19 protein-coding genes, 1 tRNA gene, 1 pseudogene and 1 other annotated feature are annotated in these 18927 nt (G+C 40.0%); of the genes and pseudogenes, 4 read left to right on the plus strand and 17 right to left on the minus strand.

What is annotated here, in order from left to right; translation table 11 throughout:
* Positions 1-135: 135 nt before the first annotated feature.
* Entirely contained in the window at positions 136-357 is a 222-nt protein-coding gene (locus tag HT701_RS01015) for a hypothetical protein (RefSeq protein ID WP_000425689.1), read from the minus strand.
* Between the two features lie 281 nt (positions 358-638).
* Between HT701_RS01015 and HT701_RS01020 the strand changes: the two genes are divergently transcribed.
* Together HT701_RS01020 and HT701_RS01025 are read left to right on the plus strand one after the other, a co-directional pair.
* Positions 639-1910 carry a replication-associated recombination protein A gene (locus tag HT701_RS01020; RefSeq protein WP_172931111.1) on the plus strand — a complete coding sequence of 424 codons (1272 nt, stop codon included), beginning with the start codon at positions 639-641 and terminating at the stop codon, positions 1908-1910.
* 264 nt (positions 1911-2174) lie between these two features.
* Positions 2175-2247: transfer RNA gene (locus tag HT701_RS01025), tRNA-Lys, on the plus strand.
* Positions 2248-2454: 207 nt separating this feature from the next.
* On the opposite strand, the gene HT701_RS01030 is transcribed toward HT701_RS01025, so the two are convergent.
* The 7 genes from HT701_RS01030 to HT701_RS01055 form a co-directional block, all read right to left on the minus strand.
* On the minus strand, positions 2455-3774 hold the full coding sequence (locus tag HT701_RS01030) for a glycoside hydrolase family 32 protein (protein ID WP_172931112.1): 1320 nt from the start codon (positions 3772-3774) through the stop codon (positions 2455-2457).
* Between the two features lie 9 nt (positions 3775-3783).
* Positions 3784-5400 (minus strand): ABC transporter substrate-binding protein, encoded by a 1617-nt coding sequence (locus tag HT701_RS01035; RefSeq protein WP_172931113.1) that lies wholly within the window; start codon positions 5398-5400, stop codon positions 3784-3786.
* A 27-nt stretch (positions 5401-5427) separates the two neighbouring features.
* A complete protein-coding gene (locus HT701_RS01040; protein WP_000797956.1) occupies positions 5428-6318 on the minus strand; it encodes a carbohydrate ABC transporter permease in 891 nt (296 codons plus the stop codon).
* Positions 6319-6328: 10 nt separating this feature from the next.
* Positions 6329-7246, minus strand: a complete 918-nt coding sequence (locus HT701_RS01045; RefSeq protein ID WP_119920053.1) for a sugar ABC transporter permease — start codon at positions 7244-7246, stop codon at positions 6329-6331.
* Positions 7243-7374 (minus strand): hypothetical protein, encoded by a 132-nt coding sequence (locus HT701_RS11705; RefSeq protein WP_275690218.1) that lies wholly within the window; start codon positions 7372-7374, stop codon positions 7243-7245. The genes HT701_RS01045 and HT701_RS11705 overlap by 4 nt, the downstream gene beginning before the upstream one ends.
* Positions 7375-7410: 36 nt before the next feature.
* Positions 7411-8400 carry a LacI family DNA-binding transcriptional regulator gene (locus HT701_RS01050; RefSeq protein ID WP_165852395.1) on the minus strand — a complete coding sequence of 330 codons (990 nt, stop codon included), beginning with the start codon at positions 8398-8400 and terminating at the stop codon, positions 7411-7413.
* A 181-nt stretch (positions 8401-8581) separates the two neighbouring features.
* A complete protein-coding gene (locus tag HT701_RS01055; protein WP_172931114.1) occupies positions 8582-9037 on the minus strand; it encodes a GNAT family N-acetyltransferase in 456 nt (151 codons plus the stop codon).
* Between the two features lie 69 nt (positions 9038-9106).
* On the opposite strand from HT701_RS01055, the gene HT701_RS01060 reads away from it, so the two are divergent.
* Positions 9107-9766 (plus strand): A24 family peptidase, encoded by a 660-nt coding sequence (locus HT701_RS01060; protein ID WP_000565602.1) that lies wholly within the window; start codon positions 9107-9109, stop codon positions 9764-9766.
* A gap of 51 nt (positions 9767-9817) precedes the next feature.
* On the opposite strand, the gene HT701_RS01065 is transcribed toward HT701_RS01060, so the two are convergent.
* Positions 9818-10969 (minus strand): XRE family transcriptional regulator, encoded by a 1152-nt coding sequence (locus tag HT701_RS01065; protein WP_023943859.1) that lies wholly within the window; start codon positions 10967-10969, stop codon positions 9818-9820.
* A 14-nt stretch (positions 10970-10983) separates the two neighbouring features.
* Positions 10984-11715: a hypothetical protein gene (locus HT701_RS01070; protein ID WP_119920054.1), complete on the minus strand. Its 732-nt coding sequence runs from the start codon at positions 11713-11715 to the stop codon at positions 10984-10986.
* Between the two features lie 120 nt (positions 11716-11835).
* Between HT701_RS01070 and HT701_RS01075 the strand changes: the two are divergent.
* A pseudogene (locus HT701_RS01075) lies at positions 11836-11937 on the plus strand (prepilin peptidase); the annotation flags it as partial.
* On the opposite strand, the gene trpA reads toward HT701_RS01075, so the two are convergent.
* From trpA to trpE, 7 genes are read right to left on the minus strand one after another with little or no spacing between them, the layout of a single operon-like run.
* Positions 11909-12685, minus strand: a complete 777-nt coding sequence (gene trpA / locus HT701_RS01080) for a tryptophan synthase subunit alpha (protein WP_172931115.1) — start codon at positions 12683-12685, stop codon at positions 11909-11911. The pseudogene HT701_RS01075 and the gene trpA sit on opposite strands and share 29 nt — an antisense overlap.
* Positions 12678-13901 carry a tryptophan synthase subunit beta gene (trpB, locus tag HT701_RS01085; RefSeq protein WP_049488262.1) on the minus strand — a complete coding sequence of 408 codons (1224 nt, stop codon included), beginning with the start codon at positions 13899-13901 and terminating at the stop codon, positions 12678-12680. Before trpB ends, trpA begins: the two co-directional genes overlap by 8 nt.
* Positions 13879-14478 carry a phosphoribosylanthranilate isomerase gene (locus tag HT701_RS01090; RefSeq protein WP_172931116.1) on the minus strand — a complete coding sequence of 200 codons (600 nt, stop codon included), beginning with the start codon at positions 14476-14478 and terminating at the stop codon, positions 13879-13881. The genes trpB and HT701_RS01090 overlap by 23 nt, the downstream gene beginning before the upstream one ends.
* On the minus strand, positions 14465-15232 hold the full coding sequence (gene trpC, locus HT701_RS01095; protein ID WP_111688162.1) for an indole-3-glycerol phosphate synthase TrpC: 768 nt from the start codon (positions 15230-15232) through the stop codon (positions 14465-14467). Before trpC ends, HT701_RS01090 begins: the two co-directional genes overlap by 14 nt.
* Positions 15229-16233, minus strand: coding sequence for an anthranilate phosphoribosyltransferase (gene trpD / locus HT701_RS01100; protein WP_172931117.1), 1005 nt, complete (start codon positions 16231-16233; stop codon positions 15229-15231). The genes trpC and trpD overlap by 4 nt, the downstream gene beginning before the upstream one ends.
* Positions 16234-16243: 10 nt before the next feature.
* On the minus strand, positions 16244-16810 hold the full coding sequence (locus tag HT701_RS01105; protein WP_172931118.1) for an aminodeoxychorismate/anthranilate synthase component II: 567 nt from the start codon (positions 16808-16810) through the stop codon (positions 16244-16246).
* Positions 16807-18168 carry an anthranilate synthase component I gene (trpE, locus tag HT701_RS01110; protein WP_172931119.1) on the minus strand — a complete coding sequence of 454 codons (1362 nt, stop codon included), beginning with the start codon at positions 18166-18168 and terminating at the stop codon, positions 16807-16809. The genes HT701_RS01105 and trpE overlap by 4 nt, the downstream gene beginning before the upstream one ends.
* A gap of 373 nt (positions 18169-18541) precedes the next feature.
* Positions 18542-18773: a binding site (T-box leader), on the minus strand.
* Positions 18774-18927 lie beyond the last annotated feature (154 nt).

Below are 18927 nucleotides of genomic sequence, written 5' to 3' on the forward strand. Positions count from 1 at the left end.
AGTACAGCCTGCGGCTAGTTTCCTAGTTTGCTCTTTGATTTTCATTGAGTATGATTAACTCTCAAGTATTCAAAATCAGGATTTTCAACAGTTATTACAAGGAGGCGATTTACTACTTCAAAAACATCAATTATTCTATTTTTCATATTTTTTCAACCCATTATTAGAATGAACTTCTTGGTAAGCAAAATCAAGTTTAGATTTAATGTTTTCGTACAAATCTAAAATCTCTTTTGGAGTATCTTCTCGGAAGAAAAGTTTTCTTTTCCCTGAAATAACTTGATCACTAAGAATCCAATGACGAATTTGTTTTGTAAAAATCAAAATTTCCTGACTTGGTAGTTCCATCATTTCCATTGCTTATCACCTCTCTTTTCATTATAGTTCATACAATGACATTCAGCAATATTATTTCTCAAGTCAGCACTTCCACTTCTTTAGGCTCAACTATCCTATTTTGAGCTTTAAAGAAAATCAAATCTCTCATGCTGATACCTCTCCTCATTAAATTAAATAGTAAAAAAGATTCTATCTCACTCCCTGATTATTACAAAACCATTGAAATATCACAACTAATAGGCTAGAATGGATATAGTAGATGAGTCATTCTACTCAAATCCACGCTAGAAAGGACTGCTATGCCAGACAATCTCGCGCTTCGCATGCGCCCTAAAACCATCGACCAGGTCATCGGTCAGGAGCATCTGGTCGGACCTGGAAAAATCATCCGCCGCATGGTGGAAGCCAACCGCCTGTCCTCCATGATTCTATATGGCCCTCCGGGAATCGGCAAAACCAGTATTGCCTCTGCCATCGCTGGAACGACCAAGTATGCCTTTCGAACTTTCAATGCGACAGTTGATAGTAAAAAGCGACTGCAAGAAATTGCGGAAGAGGCTAAATTCTCTGGTGGTCTCGTCCTATTACTAGACGAGATTCATAGACTAGATAAAACCAAGCAGGACTTCCTCTTGCCTCTCTTGGAAAGCGGACTGGTCATCATGATTGGCGCTACGACTGAAAATCCTTTCTTCTCGGTCACTCCTGCCATCCGTAGCCGAGTTCAAATTTTTGAGTTAGAACCTCTGTCTAACCAAGACGTCAAAGAGGCCCTGCAGATAGCTCTAAGTAACCCTGAGCGTGGTTTTGATTTTCCAGTAGAACTAGATGAGGATGTGCTGGATTTCATCGCAACCTCTACAAACGGAGACCTGCGCTCTACCTTTAACTCGCTGGACCTGGCTATTCTCTCTACCCCTGAGAATGACGAGGGCATTCGCCATATCACCCTTGATATCATGGAAAATAGCCTGCAGCGGAGTTATATTACTATGGACAAAGATGGGGATGGACACTACGATGTCCTCTCAGCCCTGCAAAAGTCTATCCGTGGCTCGGATGTGGATGCTAGTCTCCACTATGCTGCCCGCTTGATTGAGGCTGGTGATTTGCCAAGTCTCGCTCGACGCTTGACCGTTATCGCCTATGAAGATATCGGTTTGGCCAACCCTGAAGCCCAGATTCATACCGTGACTGCTCTGGATGCTGCACAAAGGATTGGATTCCCAGAAGCCTGCATTCTCATTGCCAATGTCGTGATTGATTTGGCCCTTTCTCCAAAATCCAACTCAGCCTATGTAGCTATGGATAAGGCACTTGCTGACCTCAAAACATCAGGGCACTTGCCTATTCCGCGACACCTGCGTGATGGGCACTACAGTGGAAGCAAGGAACTTGGCAATGCCCAAGACTATCTCTATCCACACAACTATCCTGGAAATTGGGTCAAGCAAGACTATCTGCCAGAAAAAATTCGTAATCATCACTATTTCCAAGCAGAAGATACTGGTAAATATGAACGGGCCTTGGCTCAAAGAAAGGAAGCTATCGACCGTTTGCGAAAAATCTGAAATCCTTTTCAAAAAATTGCACTTTCCTCTTGATTTTTTTTGAAAAAGTGGTATCATATAAGTATAGAAACGCTGTGGTGTACGACTTCACACTTAAGTGTTGACCGACTATTTTTTGTATTATTAGGGAAACAAAAGTCTTCTAACAGCATGTAGGCCGTCTCACACGGAAACAGCTTCAGTTAGAGCGAGTTGCCCACCTGCTTAATTGCGCGGGTTCAATACAAACCGTGAAGTTTCGGCACCAATACAGCTTTTTTCTTTGCCTCCTTAGCTCAGCTGGCAGAGCAGCGGACTCTTAATCCGTGGGTCACAGGTTCGATCCCTGTAGGAGGCATATAAATACAACAGGAAAAGTCTTGGAACCAAGGTTTTTTTGCTTAAATAAAATTTTTTTCAAATTCTTTAGAAAACTAGCTTAAATCATAATCCAACACCAATTTTACAAATACCATAAACTAAGCTTATATACCCAAAACACAAAAAGTCCTCTTTCCACTATTTTAGAAAGAGAACTTTTTCTTTAGGAGAAATAACTTAATTTTTAATCAATTCGTGATAGCTCAGCTGGCACCGTTAAGTAATAAGTTGCAGTCAAGCTTGCTTCACCTTGATTGACAAAAATCTCGATGGAATTTTTATCTAGAACAACTTCCAATTCTTTAGCTTCAATATCTACATACCGTCGACTAGTGTCCTGTTCTTCTTCACCTAGAATTTTTTGAACAAGATGGCTACGATCAATGTAAACTTGCTGCGCATTACTATCATAACCAAATTCAAGATAATCTATATCATTTCCTAAGTGGTAATGACAATCTTTATCTATTTGGATTTGATATTGGCCTTTTTTAACAGGGAATTGTCTTAGTTTGCCATCTTCCAATCTTAGAATTCTAGGTAAAGTCATGGCACATGCCCATTTGTGTTCTTGGTCATGGGTTGGAAGGGTACGCCCCCATGTCTGCATCCAAGCAATCAGGATACGACGATTTTGATCGTCCAACAATGTTTGAGGCGCATAGAAGTCTTGGCCATGATCAATTTCTTGAACTGATTCTGGGATAAAACATTTTTCTCCCCAATCTACCTTACCCGTGAACAAAAGCGATGAGTTGATGTTATGATATGAGTCTCCCTCACGCTGATAACGCATGGGTGACATAATAAGGCAATCTTTCCCATCTAACTCGAAGTAATCTGGGCATTCCCACATAAAGCCTTGGTGTTCTACCCCTTTTAAAAAGATGGATTCGAACTGCCATTCTACTAGGTTATCGGACCCTAGTAGAACGATACAGCCCACATTATCCTTGTGTTTGGCAGCTACTACGGAGTAATAGCGTCCATCTTTTTCAAAGAGTTTTGGATCACGGAAATCAGCAGCAATCAACTCATCTGGCAAGTCTGTTCCTGTTGCAACTGGATTTTGTTCAATCTTTTCAAAATGAATCCCGTCATCTGAAAATGCCATATTTTGCACTTGGCGGACACCGGTTTTTTCTTCGATATGCCCAGTGTACATGAGCCAGAGGCGATCATCCTTGACAATGGCAGAGCCTGAGAAACAACCATTTCGGTCATAATCTTGGTCAGGAGCAAGTGCCACTAGCAAGTGCTCCCAAGTCACCAAGTCCTTACTTTTAGCATGTCCCCAGTGCATAGGTCCCCAAACACTATCATATGGATAGAATTGATAAAAGAGATGGTATTCTCCACGAAAATAGACAAATCCATTTGGATCATTGATCCAACCAATCTCAGCTGAAAAATGTTCTTCAGGCTTATATTGAGTATTTACGAGATGTTTATTTTCTGCTATAAAACGATTGGCTTTTTCTACTGTGTATTTCTTATCTCCCATAATCAACCTCTAGTTTTTGTTTGCTTGGTATTGGTCGTAGTATTTTTGTTTAATAGCGAGGTAATCTGAAAGTCCGTATTTTTCAAGTTCTTTCTTGTAATCATCCCACTCAGCATCAATATTGCCATTTACAATCCATTCAGCGCGCTTGCGGTAGATATAGTCATTCATATCTGCCTCGATGTGGGCAATCTTATCCAGATCTTCCTGTGTCATAAAGACTCTTGGATAGTTATTGTCATTGCTCATGTAAGGAACATAATATTCTTTGATAAGATCCAAACGCCATTTGGCATCATCTGGCATAGTTGTCACTTTACCATAGTATGAATCTAGGATAGCTAGTGGTCCTCCTACTTCAGTCTTTTGACGAAGTTCTGCTGGTGCAGTTCCGTTTAGTGGTAAGTGTTTGAGGCTGTTAGTTGCTTGGTCAAATTCAAAGATATTTTGTTGCTTGTCATCTCCGTAAGTTCCCCAGTTATTTTGCACAGATTGGAGTGGAGCGTATTGTGCATCAATCCATTTAGCTGTCAATTCTAGGTTTTTGTTTACACTGGTAATAACCATCTTGTCACGTGCAAATCCCATACCGTTTGTACGAGCTACGTGTTTTTGACCACTTGGTCCAGCAAGTACTGGTAAAACATCATAACTTTCATTACTTCCAGTAACATTACTCTTATCCCATGTAAAGTAAACACCAAATTTCTGATCATGACCTTTAGCAATGTAACTATTCCAATCATGTTCGAAAGCTTCTTTATCAATCAAGCCTTTTTCTTGTAATTGACGGATAAATTTGACACCTTCTTTATAGTTATCATTATCTGCTGTGAAGTCAACTTTGCCATCATTTCCAACTACTAAATGATCATCGTTATCCCCTATACCAAATGCAGCAAATAGGAATTTAAAATCTTCGTTTCCGTTACCACTAATAAATGTAAATGGAATTTCATCAGCCTCTCCATTTCCATTTGGATCCCCGTTTTTGAAAGCTTCTAGGACTTTAATCAGATCATCAGTAGTTTTTGGCATTTCAAGACCAAGTTTATTAAGCCAATCTTTGTTAATCCAAGCCATATCGTTGACACTATGGATAGATTCTTTGCCTTCTCCAAGCTCTTCAATCCATGGGAATGAGTAAATGTGCCCATCAGGTGCTGTCATCAAGGCCTTGTATTCTGGTTTCTCATCCAAAATTTTCTTAAGATTTGGCATGTATTTATCAATCAAATCTTCAACTGGAATAATAACACCTTTTTTAGCCCAGTTCATCAAGTCCACATCTGAAGCTCCGTCGTTGTGGATAGCATCTGGTAGATCACCACTAGAAATATCCAAGTTACGTTTTTCTGCAAAGTCGGACTGGTAGTTGGTCCAGTCAATATGAACGCCAGTTTCCTTCTCCAAACGTTGTAAAATCAATTTTTCATTTGGGTCTTTGGGTGCTAACGGTGAACTGGCTGTCATAAACTTCAATGTTTTCTTTTCTTGAAGCGGGAATGTTACACCTTCCAACTTATAATCTGGACTTGAAGCTGTATTTTTTGAGCCACAGGCTGCAAGTACTGCTAAACTAGCTGTCAACAAAACTGCTGATTTTGAGAATGTTTTGAATTTCATGAGAAATCTCCTTTTATTTTTTCTTTTTTATCCTTTAAGTGAACCAGCCATAATTCCTTTATCAAAGTATTTTTGGAAGAATGGATACATAACAATCAATGGCAAGCTGGAAATGACAATAGTTGCGTATTTAATCAATTCAGCTAAACGTTTCATTTCATTCATAGCCGCTTGTGCTCCAATCATGTCTTGACCTGGTTGGCTCTGAATGAGAATTTTACGAAGTACTAGTTGCAATGGTTCCAAGTTTGGATCTTTGATATAAATCATTGCATCAAAGTATGAGTTCCACTGCCCTACAAAAGCATAGAGGAAGAGAACAAACATAATTGGTTTTGCAAGAGGAAGCATGATTTTGAAGAAAATCTGTAAATCATTTGCACCATCAATGACCGCTGCTTCAACTAATTCTTCAGGCAATCCTTGGAAATAAGCCCTAGCAAGAATAATATTCCAAACATTGACAGCACCTGGAACAATGATAGCCCATGGAGTATTAAGCATGCCCAAATCTTTTACCAGCAAGTAAGTTGGGACTAAACCACCACCAAAGAACATGGTTACAATCAAGAAGTAGTTAATCCAACGGCGCCCTACCAAGTCTTTCTTAGAAAGAGGATAAGCTGTAAACACAGATAGCAAGACTGTTAAAGCCGCAAAGCCAAAAGAGTATAGTAGAGAATTGATAAAACCTCTTAGAATAGATTGGTCACTGAATACACGCTGGTAACCTTCTACCGTCCAATCGGCTGGATTAAAGCTAATCCCTCTACTAACCAGAACCTTAGGATCCATAAAGGATGCTACGACGATATAAAGTAAAGGAAGTAAGGTTATCAAAACGATAAAGACAATAATGATTTTATTTAAGAGTAAGATACGTCTATCAAATTTTGTATCCATAATCGAATTTTTCATACTTTCCTCCTTAAATTCCTTCACCATTATTCATGCGTTTAACGATTTGGTTAACTGCAACAAGCAATACTACGTTAATCACTGCATTAAACAAACCAACCGCTGTTGAGTAAGAATAGTCTCCTGATACAAGACCAACTTTATAGACATATGTAGAGATAATTTCAGAAGTTGGCAAGTTCAACGATGTCTGCATTAAGAATGCTTTTTCATATCCGACATTCATAATTCCACCTGCAGCTAAAACAAATTGGATAACCATAATAGGCTTAAGAGCTGGAATATCAATGTGCCAGATTCGTTGGAAGATATTGGCTCCATCCAGTCGGGATGCTTCTACTAAAGCTGGATCTACATTTACTAATGTTGCTGTGTAGAGCGTTGAAGCCCAGCCCATTCCTTGCCAGATACCACTAAAGATGTATAAAGGTCTAAAGAAGTCTGGATTTGTCAAGAAGTCAGCCTTTATTCCAAACATAGAGAGAAAATTGTTGATTGGCCCTCCCACTGAAAAGAAAAGGAAAATCATACCAACGATAACAACGACTGAGATAAAGTTTGGTGCGTATAAAATGAGCTGAATTCGTTTTTTGACTTTTTCACTCAAGAGTTGATTGAGCATAATAGCAAGAATGATTGGTGGTAAAAAGCCAAGCAATAAACCATAGATACTTAATTTTAAAGTATTGGCTAACAAGATACCAAAGTTGGGAGAGGATATGAATTTTGTAAACTCAGAAAAACCAATCCAATCACTCCCTAAAATTCCTTTTAAGGGATTATAATCTTTAAATGCGATTAAAACCCCATACATAGGGATGTATTTAAAGATAAAGGTTAAAACTAAACCAGGGACAGTCATCAATAACAAGAGTTTTTGTTTCTTGATTCTTTCCCAAAGAGAAACTTGCTTCGCTTTGCCATTCATAGCAACCTCCTTTTTTGAAACGTTTCATTTTTTCCTAGAAAAGATAGCGCTTGGCGCTGTCTATTTATTTTATTTTTGAAACGTTTCATTTTTGTTTTAAAAAATAAATCTTTTTTATCTGAATTCATTCTATCATTGATAGCGTTTTCTGTCAAGACTTATTTTCATTTTTTTGTTGTTTTTCCTTCGACAAATTTTACTGGTAGGATTGTCTGCAAATTAACAGTCTTTCCATCAATAATATCAAACAAAATCCGAACCGCTTCTTTGGCCATTTCTTCCAATGGTTGTTCAATAGTTGAAAGTAGATAATCTCTATCTCCAGCCATTTTAATTCCATCGTATCCAATAATTTGGACATCATGAGGAATACGTTTACCATTTTTTTCTAGTATATCAATAACATCTAAAGCTGCAAAGTCGTTAATTGTAAAAATTCCATCTATAGAAGAATTTTCTTCCAAGAACCTCTCTAGCTTCCCATGATAATCAGTAACTGTCTCATCCAAATCAAAAATACTAAGAGGTATTTTATGCTCTTGGACATACTTTTCAAAGGAAATTCTACGACGTTTGGTTTCATTAATGGTTGTATTATGTCCGCCCACAAAGGCTAAATGCTGACATCCTTTACTAATTAATTGTTTAGCTGCTTCTCTTCCACCTGCATCATTATCTGATGAAACACAAGGAATAGCAATATCTGAGTATGTACGGTCAATACTGACAAAGGGAATTCCTGACGACAGGTAATGTTCAATTGGACTATAGGTAATAGCAACCACTCCATCAACTTTATTATGACGCAACATCTCCAGATAGTCTTGCTCTCTATTTGTACCATTTATAGAACATAAGAGTAATTTATTATTCCTCTTATAGACTTCATTTTCCACATGCATAGCAAATTCTGAAAAGAAGGGATGCCAGATACTTGGTACAATGATTGCAATCGTTTCTGTTCGATTTTTTTTCATTCCTCTAGCATAGTAATCTGGAATGTAATTCAAAGTTTTAATCGCTTGCTCCACTTTTTTCAAGGTTACTTCTTTAATGCCTTTTTCTTTATTAATCACACGTGAAACTGTTCCAACACTAACTCCTGCTTCTAAAGCAACATCTTTCATGGTAATTGATTTTCTTTGTTCTACCATCTTATCACCTCCTTTCAATATATAGTATCATGCAAACGCTTTTTTAGCAACTATTTCTCAATCATTTTTGTCCAGACCCTTTTTCCCATCATGAATAAAATCACTCCAATCGGCTTTCTAAAATCCCATCAATTTCATATATAGGAATCTACCAACCACAGGAAAAGACTTTGTTTGCTTTCTATCTCCTCTTTTTCATAATATATTTCCGTACAGGTGCTTCAACCATTTGAACGATTTCAAATCCTTCTTTTTGGTAAAGATTCTGAGCTCTTTGATTTGCTTCGAGGACATTTAAAGAAATACTGTCTATATCTTCATTTTCAAAGCCCAAACTAACAAATTTCCTTAAAGCCTGCCTACCTAAGCCCTGCCCCTGTTTCTGGGGGTTGATAAAGAATCTTCCAATATGAAGATTGCTGTCTTCTAGCCTGATTTTCTGGATAAGCCCGACAAACTCGTGTCCATCAAAGATTGAAAAGACTCCTTCCAAGTCTTGCAAGGCTTGAAGGGTCAGTGGAAAAGGAATCCTTGGTCCCATCCATTGTTCTTGAAAGGATTTGCCAAGGGAGTTGGACCATTGGCATACGAGCTGAGCGTTTTCTGTGCTCACCTTTTCTTCAAAACGAATTATCATCTTGACCTCACCATCTTATCTATGTCTCTCCATTATACTACTTCTCCTATTTTTTACGAATAGATAAGTATGATTGATATTTATTTTTTTCTTGTCGGGAGTATTCTCGCTTCCTTTCTTGGTTTGGTCATTGACCGTTTTCCAGAGCAATCCATTATCAGTCCAGCCAGTCACTGCGATTCCTGTCAGACTCGCTTGCGTCCCTTAGATTTGATTCCGATTCTCTCACAGGTCTTCAATCGCTTTTGCTGTCGCTACTGCAAGGTCCGCTATCCTGTCTGGTATGCCCTCTTTGAACTAGGCTTAGGACTCCTCTTTCTGCTTTACTCTTGGGAATTACTTTCCTTGAGTCAAGTCATCCTAATCACTGCTGGTTTGACCTTGGGCATCTACGACTTTCGCCATCAGGAATATCCCTTACTGGTCTGGATGACTTTCCACCTAATCCTAATAGCTTCCTCTGGCTGGAATCTGGTCATGATCTCCTTCCTCATACTTGGAATTTTGGCTCATTTTATCGATATCCGCATGGGTGCAGGGGATTTCCTTTTTTTAGCTTCTTGCGCTCTCGTCTTTAGCGCAACAGAATTGCTCATCTTGATTCAGTTTGCTTCTGCAACGGGGATTCTAGCCTTTCTCCTGCAAAAGAAAAAGGAAAGACTTCCTTTCGTGCCTTTCCTCTTACTCGCTGCTTGTGTGATTATTTTTGGTAAGCTACTGCTTGTTTGATAAAGTCCAATTTCTGCCATATGTCCTTCATGAAATTATTTCACAGTTGAATTATAAATTATTTCTTTTGTACAAAGGAATGATGTTATCAAATCGATCTGTTCTTTTATCTTCTTGATACTGATCAAAAAATTTCATTTCGACTGAAAATATTTCGCTTATAAACTGTAAACGAATACTTTGTTTAGACATTATAGTCGCTAGACTGACTAGATGATTACTCAAAACGACGTCCAGAATACTCTTTACTTTGCTTGGTTTTTTAACAAAAATTTGATCATCCAGAGGTTCTATCATTTTGTAACCTTTTTGCGCAATTTGACGATAAAAGTAAGAATGTTGCTTTGGAGTCAATAATCCTAACTTAAAAGCTCGATACTCTAAAGCCTGTATCGAAACATTCAAATCCGACTTCAATAAAATATAACTATCAGGATTGCTGACACGCTTGCCAACCCTCTCTTCAAATTTGACTAAAAACTCTTCTTTTGGCAATAAAAAACATGATGCAAAATAATTTGCTTCTTGCTCCAAACGATCGCCATCTTCATTCATATCTTTACATTTGTGTAAAAGAATATGTCCTAGCTCATGAGCTAAGTCAAAATTTCGACGTACAGATGATTTATTCGTCCCCAACACAATATAAGGTCTTCCCAATTTTGACCATGCGCTATAAGCATCAGCTTGACCATTAATTAATCGTTCCACGATATAGATGCCTGAACGTTCTAATTTATAAAGCAAATCATGATTATCTTTTGAAATACCTAATTTTTCCCTGGCATAAAGAGCCAATTCCTCAATAGATTCTTCCTTATGATAAGATTCACTCACTACATTACTTAGGTCATGAATTGTAATATTAGGTATAATTACAAAACTTTCAAAATAATCAATCAAACTATCTACCTTATGTAAATACATAGTTTGAATATCTATTGTTTTCCGTGTTGCTAGATCTGCATTTCTAAAGGCAATTACAGAAGAATCAAATCGAATGCTCTCTTCTTCCTGTTCAAAATAAGTTAAATCAACATGAAATTGGTTGGCCAAATGCATTTTGGTTGATAATTTAGGTTTCGTTTCGTTGGACTCAAACTGCCAAATGGCTTGTTCCGTTAAATTAATTCTCTGAGCCAATTCTGCTCTACTTAAACCATTTAACAGCCGTAATTCTTTCAATACCCGACCATTAAACATTTACATACTCCTTACTACTTTTGACCTTCTTGTTTTTCTATTCTTGGAATAATTTCAAAATCTTCTGTTTCCGATAATTCTGAAAAATTAGGAATATTTTGATATTTAGCTTCTTCGAAATGGTACGAACTTGATTGAATATACTCAGACAAATCCTGAATCAAGTGTAACTGACCAGTTCGTGCATCAGGCATAACAACATCTACAGATATAATATTGTTTTCTGAGTCCGCCTCATAAGTTAAAATCATAAATTTTTCGATATTCGAATTTTTGGTAGCTTGTTCAATTTCTTGAATCATTTCATCAGAAACTAACTCCATCTGAATTGGAAAAGAATGACTATCTTCATCATTTTTGTAGGAAGAATGTTGATTAAGATAAAGTGTATTCATCCGAGCATATTCAAATAAGTAGCCACTCTTATTTTTTTGTACCAAAGGAAATTGGCTCGTAAGTCGCTTCTTACCCTTTATAATTAACAATACTTTCCCATATTTTTCTGTATTTGTTTCAAATTCTAAATATCCCCAAGTCTGTCCTGCTAATTGTAATTTATACTCAAACAAATCTGCTGATGCAAATGCAGTATCAATATGATTAGGTCGCGTCCATGCATAACCATTCGACACTTTCATTGTCTCTCTTTTTTCTAGACGTTCATCTACATAATCTTTTTGCCCTTTCATCAAAGTATCTACAATTTTTTGTGCCTTGAGCGAATCAAAGAGATCCTGATTCAACATAATTCTTCCTCCTCCGAATACTTTTTAATGAATTATATCATTTTCTTAAAGAAATTACTACAATAATTAGCTTTTTCTTAAAGTTTCATATCAGAGTAATTTGGCAAATGATATCTAAAACTAGCCTTTTTCCTGCAAAAGAAAAAGGAAAGACTTCCTTTTGTGCCTTTCCTCTTACTCGCTGCTTGTGTGCTTATTTTTGGTAAGCTACTGCTTGTTTGATAAAGTCCTCAATTGACTCTCCTTGGTGGAGAGCTTTTACGATTTTCGAACCGACAATAACGCCATCTGACACCGCATTGAAGCGTTCTACATCAGCTTGACTAGATACGCCAAATCCTGTCAAGACTGGGATGTCGGCCACTTGATGAAGTTGTGCCAAGTGCTTGTCCAAGTCTGCACGGTAATTGCCTGATTTCCCTGTCACCCCATTGATGGCAACCGCATAGACGAATCCTTCTGCCCCATCAATCAACTCTTTTTGGCGCTCAATTCCTGTTGTCAAACTAACTAGGGGAATCAAGGCCATGTCTGTGTCTGCCAAAAATGGTTCTACAAAGTTGGCATGTTCATGAGGCAAGTCTGGGATAATCAAGCCCTTCACAGCTGTATCAGCCAGATCTTTGACAAAGTTCTCCACACCGTACTGAAAGAGGGGGTTGAAGTAGGTCATGATGACCAGTGGAATCTCTGTTTTAATGGTTTTCAAGGTTTCAACTAAAGCCTGGGTAGAGGTCCCGTGGGCTAAACTGCGCAAGCCAGCTTCTTCGATAACAGGTCCATCTGCAACAGGGTCTGAAAAGGGAATACCCACTTCAATTGCAGAGACACCCAAATCTTCTAAAAAGTGAATTGTTTCTCCTAGTCCATCCAAACCTTTTTCGTGGTCACCAGCCATGATATAGGGAACAAAAATTCCTTTTCCAGCTGCTTTTATAGCATTTAATTTTTCTGTTAGTGTCTTAGGCATGAGCTTCTCCCTTCTTTGCTGCATCTGCTTCCAAGCGGTCTTTGACTTGAACCACATCCTTGTCCCCACGACCTGATAGACAGACAATCATGGACTTGTCTGGTCCAAGTTCTTTGGCCAATTTCACCGCAAAGGCGATAGCATGGCTAGATTCCAAGGCTGGGATAATCCCTTCCACACGAGACAAGAGTTGGAATCCTTCCAAGGCTTCTTCGTCTGTCACAGGGACATAGCTGGCACGTTTAATATCGTGGTAGTGAGAATGTTCTGGACCGATACCAGGATAGTCCAAACCTGCTGAGATAGAGAAGGCTTCAAGAATTTGACCATGGGCATCTTGGAGCACATCCATGAGAGAACCGTGAAGGACACCAGGACGACCCTTGGTCAAGGTAGCTGCATGGTGCTCCGTATCCACACCAAGTCCTGCTGCTTCAGCTCCATACATAGCTACTGACTCATCTTCTACAAATGGATGGAAAAGACCGATAGCGTTAGAACCACCACCAACACAGGCTACTAGGGCATCTGGCAGATTTTTACCTGTCAAGTCACGGTACTGTTGTTTAGCCTCTCGACCGATGACACTTTGGAAGTCACGAACGATTTCTGGGAAAGGATGAGGCCCCAAGGCAGAACCAAGGATATAGTGGGTATCATCGATATTAGCTACCCATGAACGAAGAGCTGCATTGACCGCATCCTTGAGCACGCGCGAACCATCTGTCACTGCCTCAACCTTAGCTCCCAAAAGCTCCATACGGAAGACATTGAGGGCTTGGCGTTTGACATCCTCCTCACCCATGTAGATAGTACATTCCATGTTAAAGAGGGCTGCAGCAGTTGCAGTTGCCACACCGTGCTGACCAGCACCTGTTTCAGCGATAATTTTCTTTTTACCCATGCGTTTAGCCAGAAGAACTTGTCCCAAGGCATTGTTAATCTTGTGGGCCCCTGTATGGTTAAGGTCTTCACGTTTAAGATAAATCTTGGCTCCGCCGATATGCTGGGTCAAGTTTTTTGCGTAGTAAAGAGGAGTTTCACGCCCCACATACTGGCGTAAGAGTTGGTTTAATTCCTCTTGGAAACTTGGGTCTGCCTGACTTTCACGGTAGGCCTTCTCCAACTCCAAAACTGCTGTCATCAATGTTTCTGGGACGAAACGTCCACCGAATTTTCCGTAAAATCCATCTTTATTTGGTTCTTGATATGCCATTCTTTACCCTCTCTATAAATCTTCTAATCTTTTCATGATCTTTTTGTCCATCTGTCTCCACTCCGCTCGATACATCTACTGCATAGGGAGTAAAGTGTTGAATTGCTTGTACTACATTGTCTTCATTAAGCCCACCTGCGATAAAGAAGGGCTGTGCTAGTCCTGTCGTATCTAGTTGAGCCCAGTCAAAGGTCTGGCCACTCCCAGCCACAGGGGCATCAAAGAGTAGATAGTCTGCCTGAGAATTGGGCACATGCCCCTCTCCATCCACCTGCACAGCCTGAATACTGGCACAAGGCAAATTATCAAATAAATCATCTGCCACCTGACCGTGAACTTGAACCAAGTCCAAACCAACTTTTTCAATCGCTTCTAGCAGTTCTGCCCGACTTGGTGAAACAAATACACCAACCTTTTTGACATCCGCATGAATAAGCTTTGCCAACTCAGCAGCCTGATCCAAAGTCACCTGTCTTTTACTAGGTGCGAAGACAAAACCGATGTAGTCTGCTCCTGATGATACGGCTGTTTCCACCTCTTCTTTGGTCGATAGTCCACAAATTTTAACCTTTGTCAATCTGCAACTCCTTGATTCTCTGGACCACATTTTCTGCCTGCATAAGAGCTGTCCCTACCAAAATTCCGTTAAAGTATGGGGCTAGTCGTTCCGCATCCTGCCCTGTGAAAATGGCAGATTCAGAAATGTAATAGCGACCTTCCTCAAAGTAAGGGGCTAAATCTACACTGGTCTGCAAGTCGACCTCAAAGGTAGTCAAGTTGCGGTTGTTGACCCCGATAATCTCAGCACCAAGTCTGTGGGCTACCTCTAGTTCAGCTAGATTGTGAGTCTCCACTAAGACTTCCAGACCAAGCTCTGTCGCGTAGTCATACAGTTTCTTGAGGCGTTCTTCGGACAAGGCTGCCACAATAAGCAAGATAACTGTCGCACCTGCATTGCGAGCGCGGATGATTTGCTTTTCATCTATGATAAAGTCTTTGTTGAGCGTCGGAATCTCTACCTGACTGGAAATTTCCCGTAGATAATTCAAATGCCCTTTAAAGAAAACCTCATCTGTCAACACCGAAATCATCACTGTTCCGTTTTCTTCATAAGTCTGGGCCTGTTGCACAATATCCACATCGAGATTGATATCTCCCAAACTAGGGCTAGCTTTCTTGACCTCAGCGATTACCTGCAAGCGGTCCTGATGATTCTTCAAAAATTCTGCCAAGCGATAGGTCTGGCGCAGAGGCTGGATTTGCTCCAGCTTCATCTGCTCCACCTCACGCGCCTTCTGCTCTAAGATTCGTGCTAAAAATTCCTGACTCATTTTTGGTACTCCTGTAACAGTCTGAGTTTTTCAAGGGCCTTGCCTCTAGCAATCACTTGACGGGCCAAGGCAACTCCTTCCTTGATGCTATCAATCTTACCATTAGCATAGAAACCAAGACCAGCATTCAAGACTGTCGTTTCCAAGAATGGACTTGCTTCGTTTTTCAGAACGCTAAGCAAAATTTCTGCATTTTCCTGAGCATTCCCACCACGAATATCTTCCATAGCATAGCCTTCCATTCCCAAATCCTCTGGAGTAAAGCTTGACAAGCTGATTTCGCCATTTTCAAGAAGTGCAATCTTGGTTGTTCCGTTCAAGCCAGCTTCATCCAACCCTTCTGGCCCAGCAACCACGATGGCACGCTTGCGACCCATATTTTTCAAAACCTGAGCTGTACTTTCTAGAAGTTCTGGACGACTAATTCCAAGAAGCTGTGTTTCCAAAGCCATTGGATGAATCAGTGGACCAGTCAAGTTCATGATCGTTGGAATTCCTAGTTCCAAACGAGCTGGCATGATGTATTTCATAGCTGGGTGCATATTTTTAGCAAAGAGAAAGACGATGCCAGTTTTATCAAAGACCTTACCTAGTTCAGCTGGTTTGAGGTCTAGGTTGATGCCCAAGGCTTCGAGGACATCTGCAGAACCAGATTTAGAAGAAATCGAGCGGTTACCGTGTTTTGCCATGTGAACACCACCACCAGCCAAGACAAAGGCTGCAGTTGTAGAGATGTTAAAGCTGAAAGACTTGTCCCCACCTGTACCACAGTTGTCCATAGCATCATGAATTTCAGTTGGAATGTGTTGGGCATGTCCTCTCATGACTTGGGCAATGGCTGTGCGTTCTTCAGGTGTTTCCCCCTTCATCTTAAGAGCTAAGAGGAGAGAAGCAATCTGCGCTTCAGTTACACGCCCAGTTACGATACGCTCAATGACATCCGTCATTTCCACACCTGATAAATTTTCAAATTTTGCTAGTTTTTCAATAATCTCTTTCATCCTAGTTTCCTCACTTTACAACCTCCTCGATAAAATTCCGAATAGAAGACAAGCCGTCTGGCGTTCCAATGCTCTCTGGATGGTACTGGAAGCCATAAATCGGTAGGTTTTTATGTTGAATCCCCATGATGGTTTGGTCATCAGTCGAACGAGCTGTCACTTCAAAGTCTTCTGGCATTTCCTCAATCAAAATACTGTGATAACGCATGACCGCACGTCCATCCTCAATACCTTGATACAAAACAGATGGCGCTTCAAAGTTGATATTGCTCTGTTTCCCATGCATGACTTTTGGAGCCAAACCTAGCTTACCACCAAAGACTTCTGCAATGGCTTGGTGGCCCAAACAAATCCCTAGAATCGGCTTCTTGCCTGCAAAATCACGAATCATGTCTTCCATCTTTCCAGCATCAACTGGCCAACCGGGACCAGGAGAAAAGACCAGACCATCTGCTTTTCCAGCTTCTTCATACAGCTTGGGATCATCATTTCTCAAAACCTGAACTTCTGCAAAATTCCCAATGTATTGGGCCAAGTTATAGGTAAAAGAATCATAGTTGTCAATCAATAAAATCATGGTCTTAGTTCTCCAATTCTAGTCATAGATTTTGCTTTGTTAATGGTTTCTTGGTATTCGTTTTGGGCGATAGAGTCGTAGACAATCCCTGCCCCAGCCTGCACATAGGCTCTTTGATTTTTGAGAATCATGGTTCGGATGGCAATGGCCAAATCCATATCACCCGTCGCAGACAAGTAGCCGATTGCTCCTGCATATACGCCCCGTTTTTCCGTTTCCAGTTCATAGATACGTCTCATAGCTCGAATTTTTGGTGCTCCAGAAACTGTTCCAGCAGGAAGTGTTGCTTTCAAAGCATCCATAGCAGTGAGTTCTGGAAGCAAACGCCCCTTGACCACACTGGTCAAATGCATGACATAACGGAAAAGCTCCACTTCCATATACTTGGTGACTTGGACACTAGCCGTCTCAGAGATGCGGCCAATATCATTTCGTCCCAGGTCTACTAACATTCGATGCTCTGCTGTTTCCTTCTCATCAGAAAGCAGGTCTGTCGCCAAAGCCTTGTCTTCTTCATCCGTAGCTCCTCTTGGTCGTGTCCCTGCAATCGGATTGGTTGTTACGATGCCATTTTTGACAGAAACCAAACTTTCTGGACTGGCACCGATGATTTGATAATCCCCAAAATCATAGAAATAAAGATAATTAGAAGGATTAGTCACGCGGAGATTTCTGTAGAAGTCAAATGGATTTCCAGTCACTTCTGCTGAGAAACGCTGGCTGAGTACGCATTGGAACATATCTCCGTTACGAATCAAGTCACGAGCAATTTCCACCATTTCCTCAAACTTCTGAGGAGCAATATGGGGTTTGAAGTCTAACGGAGATAAATCCAAGTCTTCAAATTCATTTGGAGCAGGAATGCGTAATTCCTCAATCACTTGGTTCAAGGCTTCTTCCAAGGCCTCTTGACTACGCTCACTATAAAGAGCATCCTCGATGACATGGATTTTTTCCTTCTTGTGGTCAAAGACCATGTAACTCTCATAGATGAAGAAATGCATATCTGGCGTTCCAATTGTATCTTCAGGAATTTGACCAATTTCTTCATAAAGCGAAATCATATCGTAGCCAACAAATCCAATGGCTCCCCCACCAAAAGGGAGATCTGAATGGTGTTGGCTCTTATGAGTCACTTCATAAAGGAAATCCAAGGGATCCCGATCAATCACCTGCCCATTTTGATAAAGAACTCCATTTTCAAACTTAATCTCAAAAACTGGATTATAGGCTAGAATAGAAAAACGAGCTGTTTCTTTGTCTCTCGGAATACTTTCTAGAATAACCTTGTGTTGCCCCTTTAGGCGCATATAAGCCAAGATTGGTGATAAGACATCTCCATGAATGATTCGTTCCATTGTAATTTCCCTTTCAGTTCCTTATTTTTAATTTTTATCTTTTTTCTATTTCCCTTAAATAGTGCGGACGGGAGGTAAAATTATCCAGTGGATGATTTTAGAAATCCATGAAATGAAAGACCTAATTTTTGAGCTCCTCGCTCATTCATTTCTAGGCTCAGGCTAAAATAGTTCCCCGAACTATTTTACTCTCAAAAATTCCGTCTTAGAGAAGCATCTTTGCTTCTCTAAGATACCACTATGGCGGGAAACAGCTTTTAGAAACTCACTTCGTTCGTAAATATTCTATAACGACCTATTTATTGAAAATATTTAAAAAATTAATCGCAATATCTGCGATAAATATATAAAAATCCCCACGCAAAACAACTTGCGTGAGGACGAAATTCGCGGTGCCACCTCAATTATAGGATTTCTCCTATCTCTCATTCCTGTCTCAGATAGCTCCTGTAACAGGCTGTGCGATAAAGGGCACTCCCTTGAGAATTATGTTTTCTTCTCTCGTTTCAGATGGACCCAACCTTACAGCTTTCTCTGCTTGTTTCCAGCAACCACAAGCTCTCTGTGAGAGAAAGGACTGTAATTTTTCCATCTTTTATTTTTTAGCTTCTAAGTAATCTGCAATCGCAGCTACGTCCTTGTCCCCACGACCAGGGACATTGATGAAGAGATGTTCATCTCGGTACACCTTTATACTCTTCGAAAATCTCTTCAAACCGCGTCAACTTCACCTTGCCGTAGGTATGGTTACTGACTTCG

Source organism: Streptococcus sp. 10824 (assembly GCF_013276595.1).
Classification (GTDB): Bacteria; Bacillota; Bacilli; order Lactobacillales; family Streptococcaceae; genus Streptococcus; species Streptococcus pseudopneumoniae.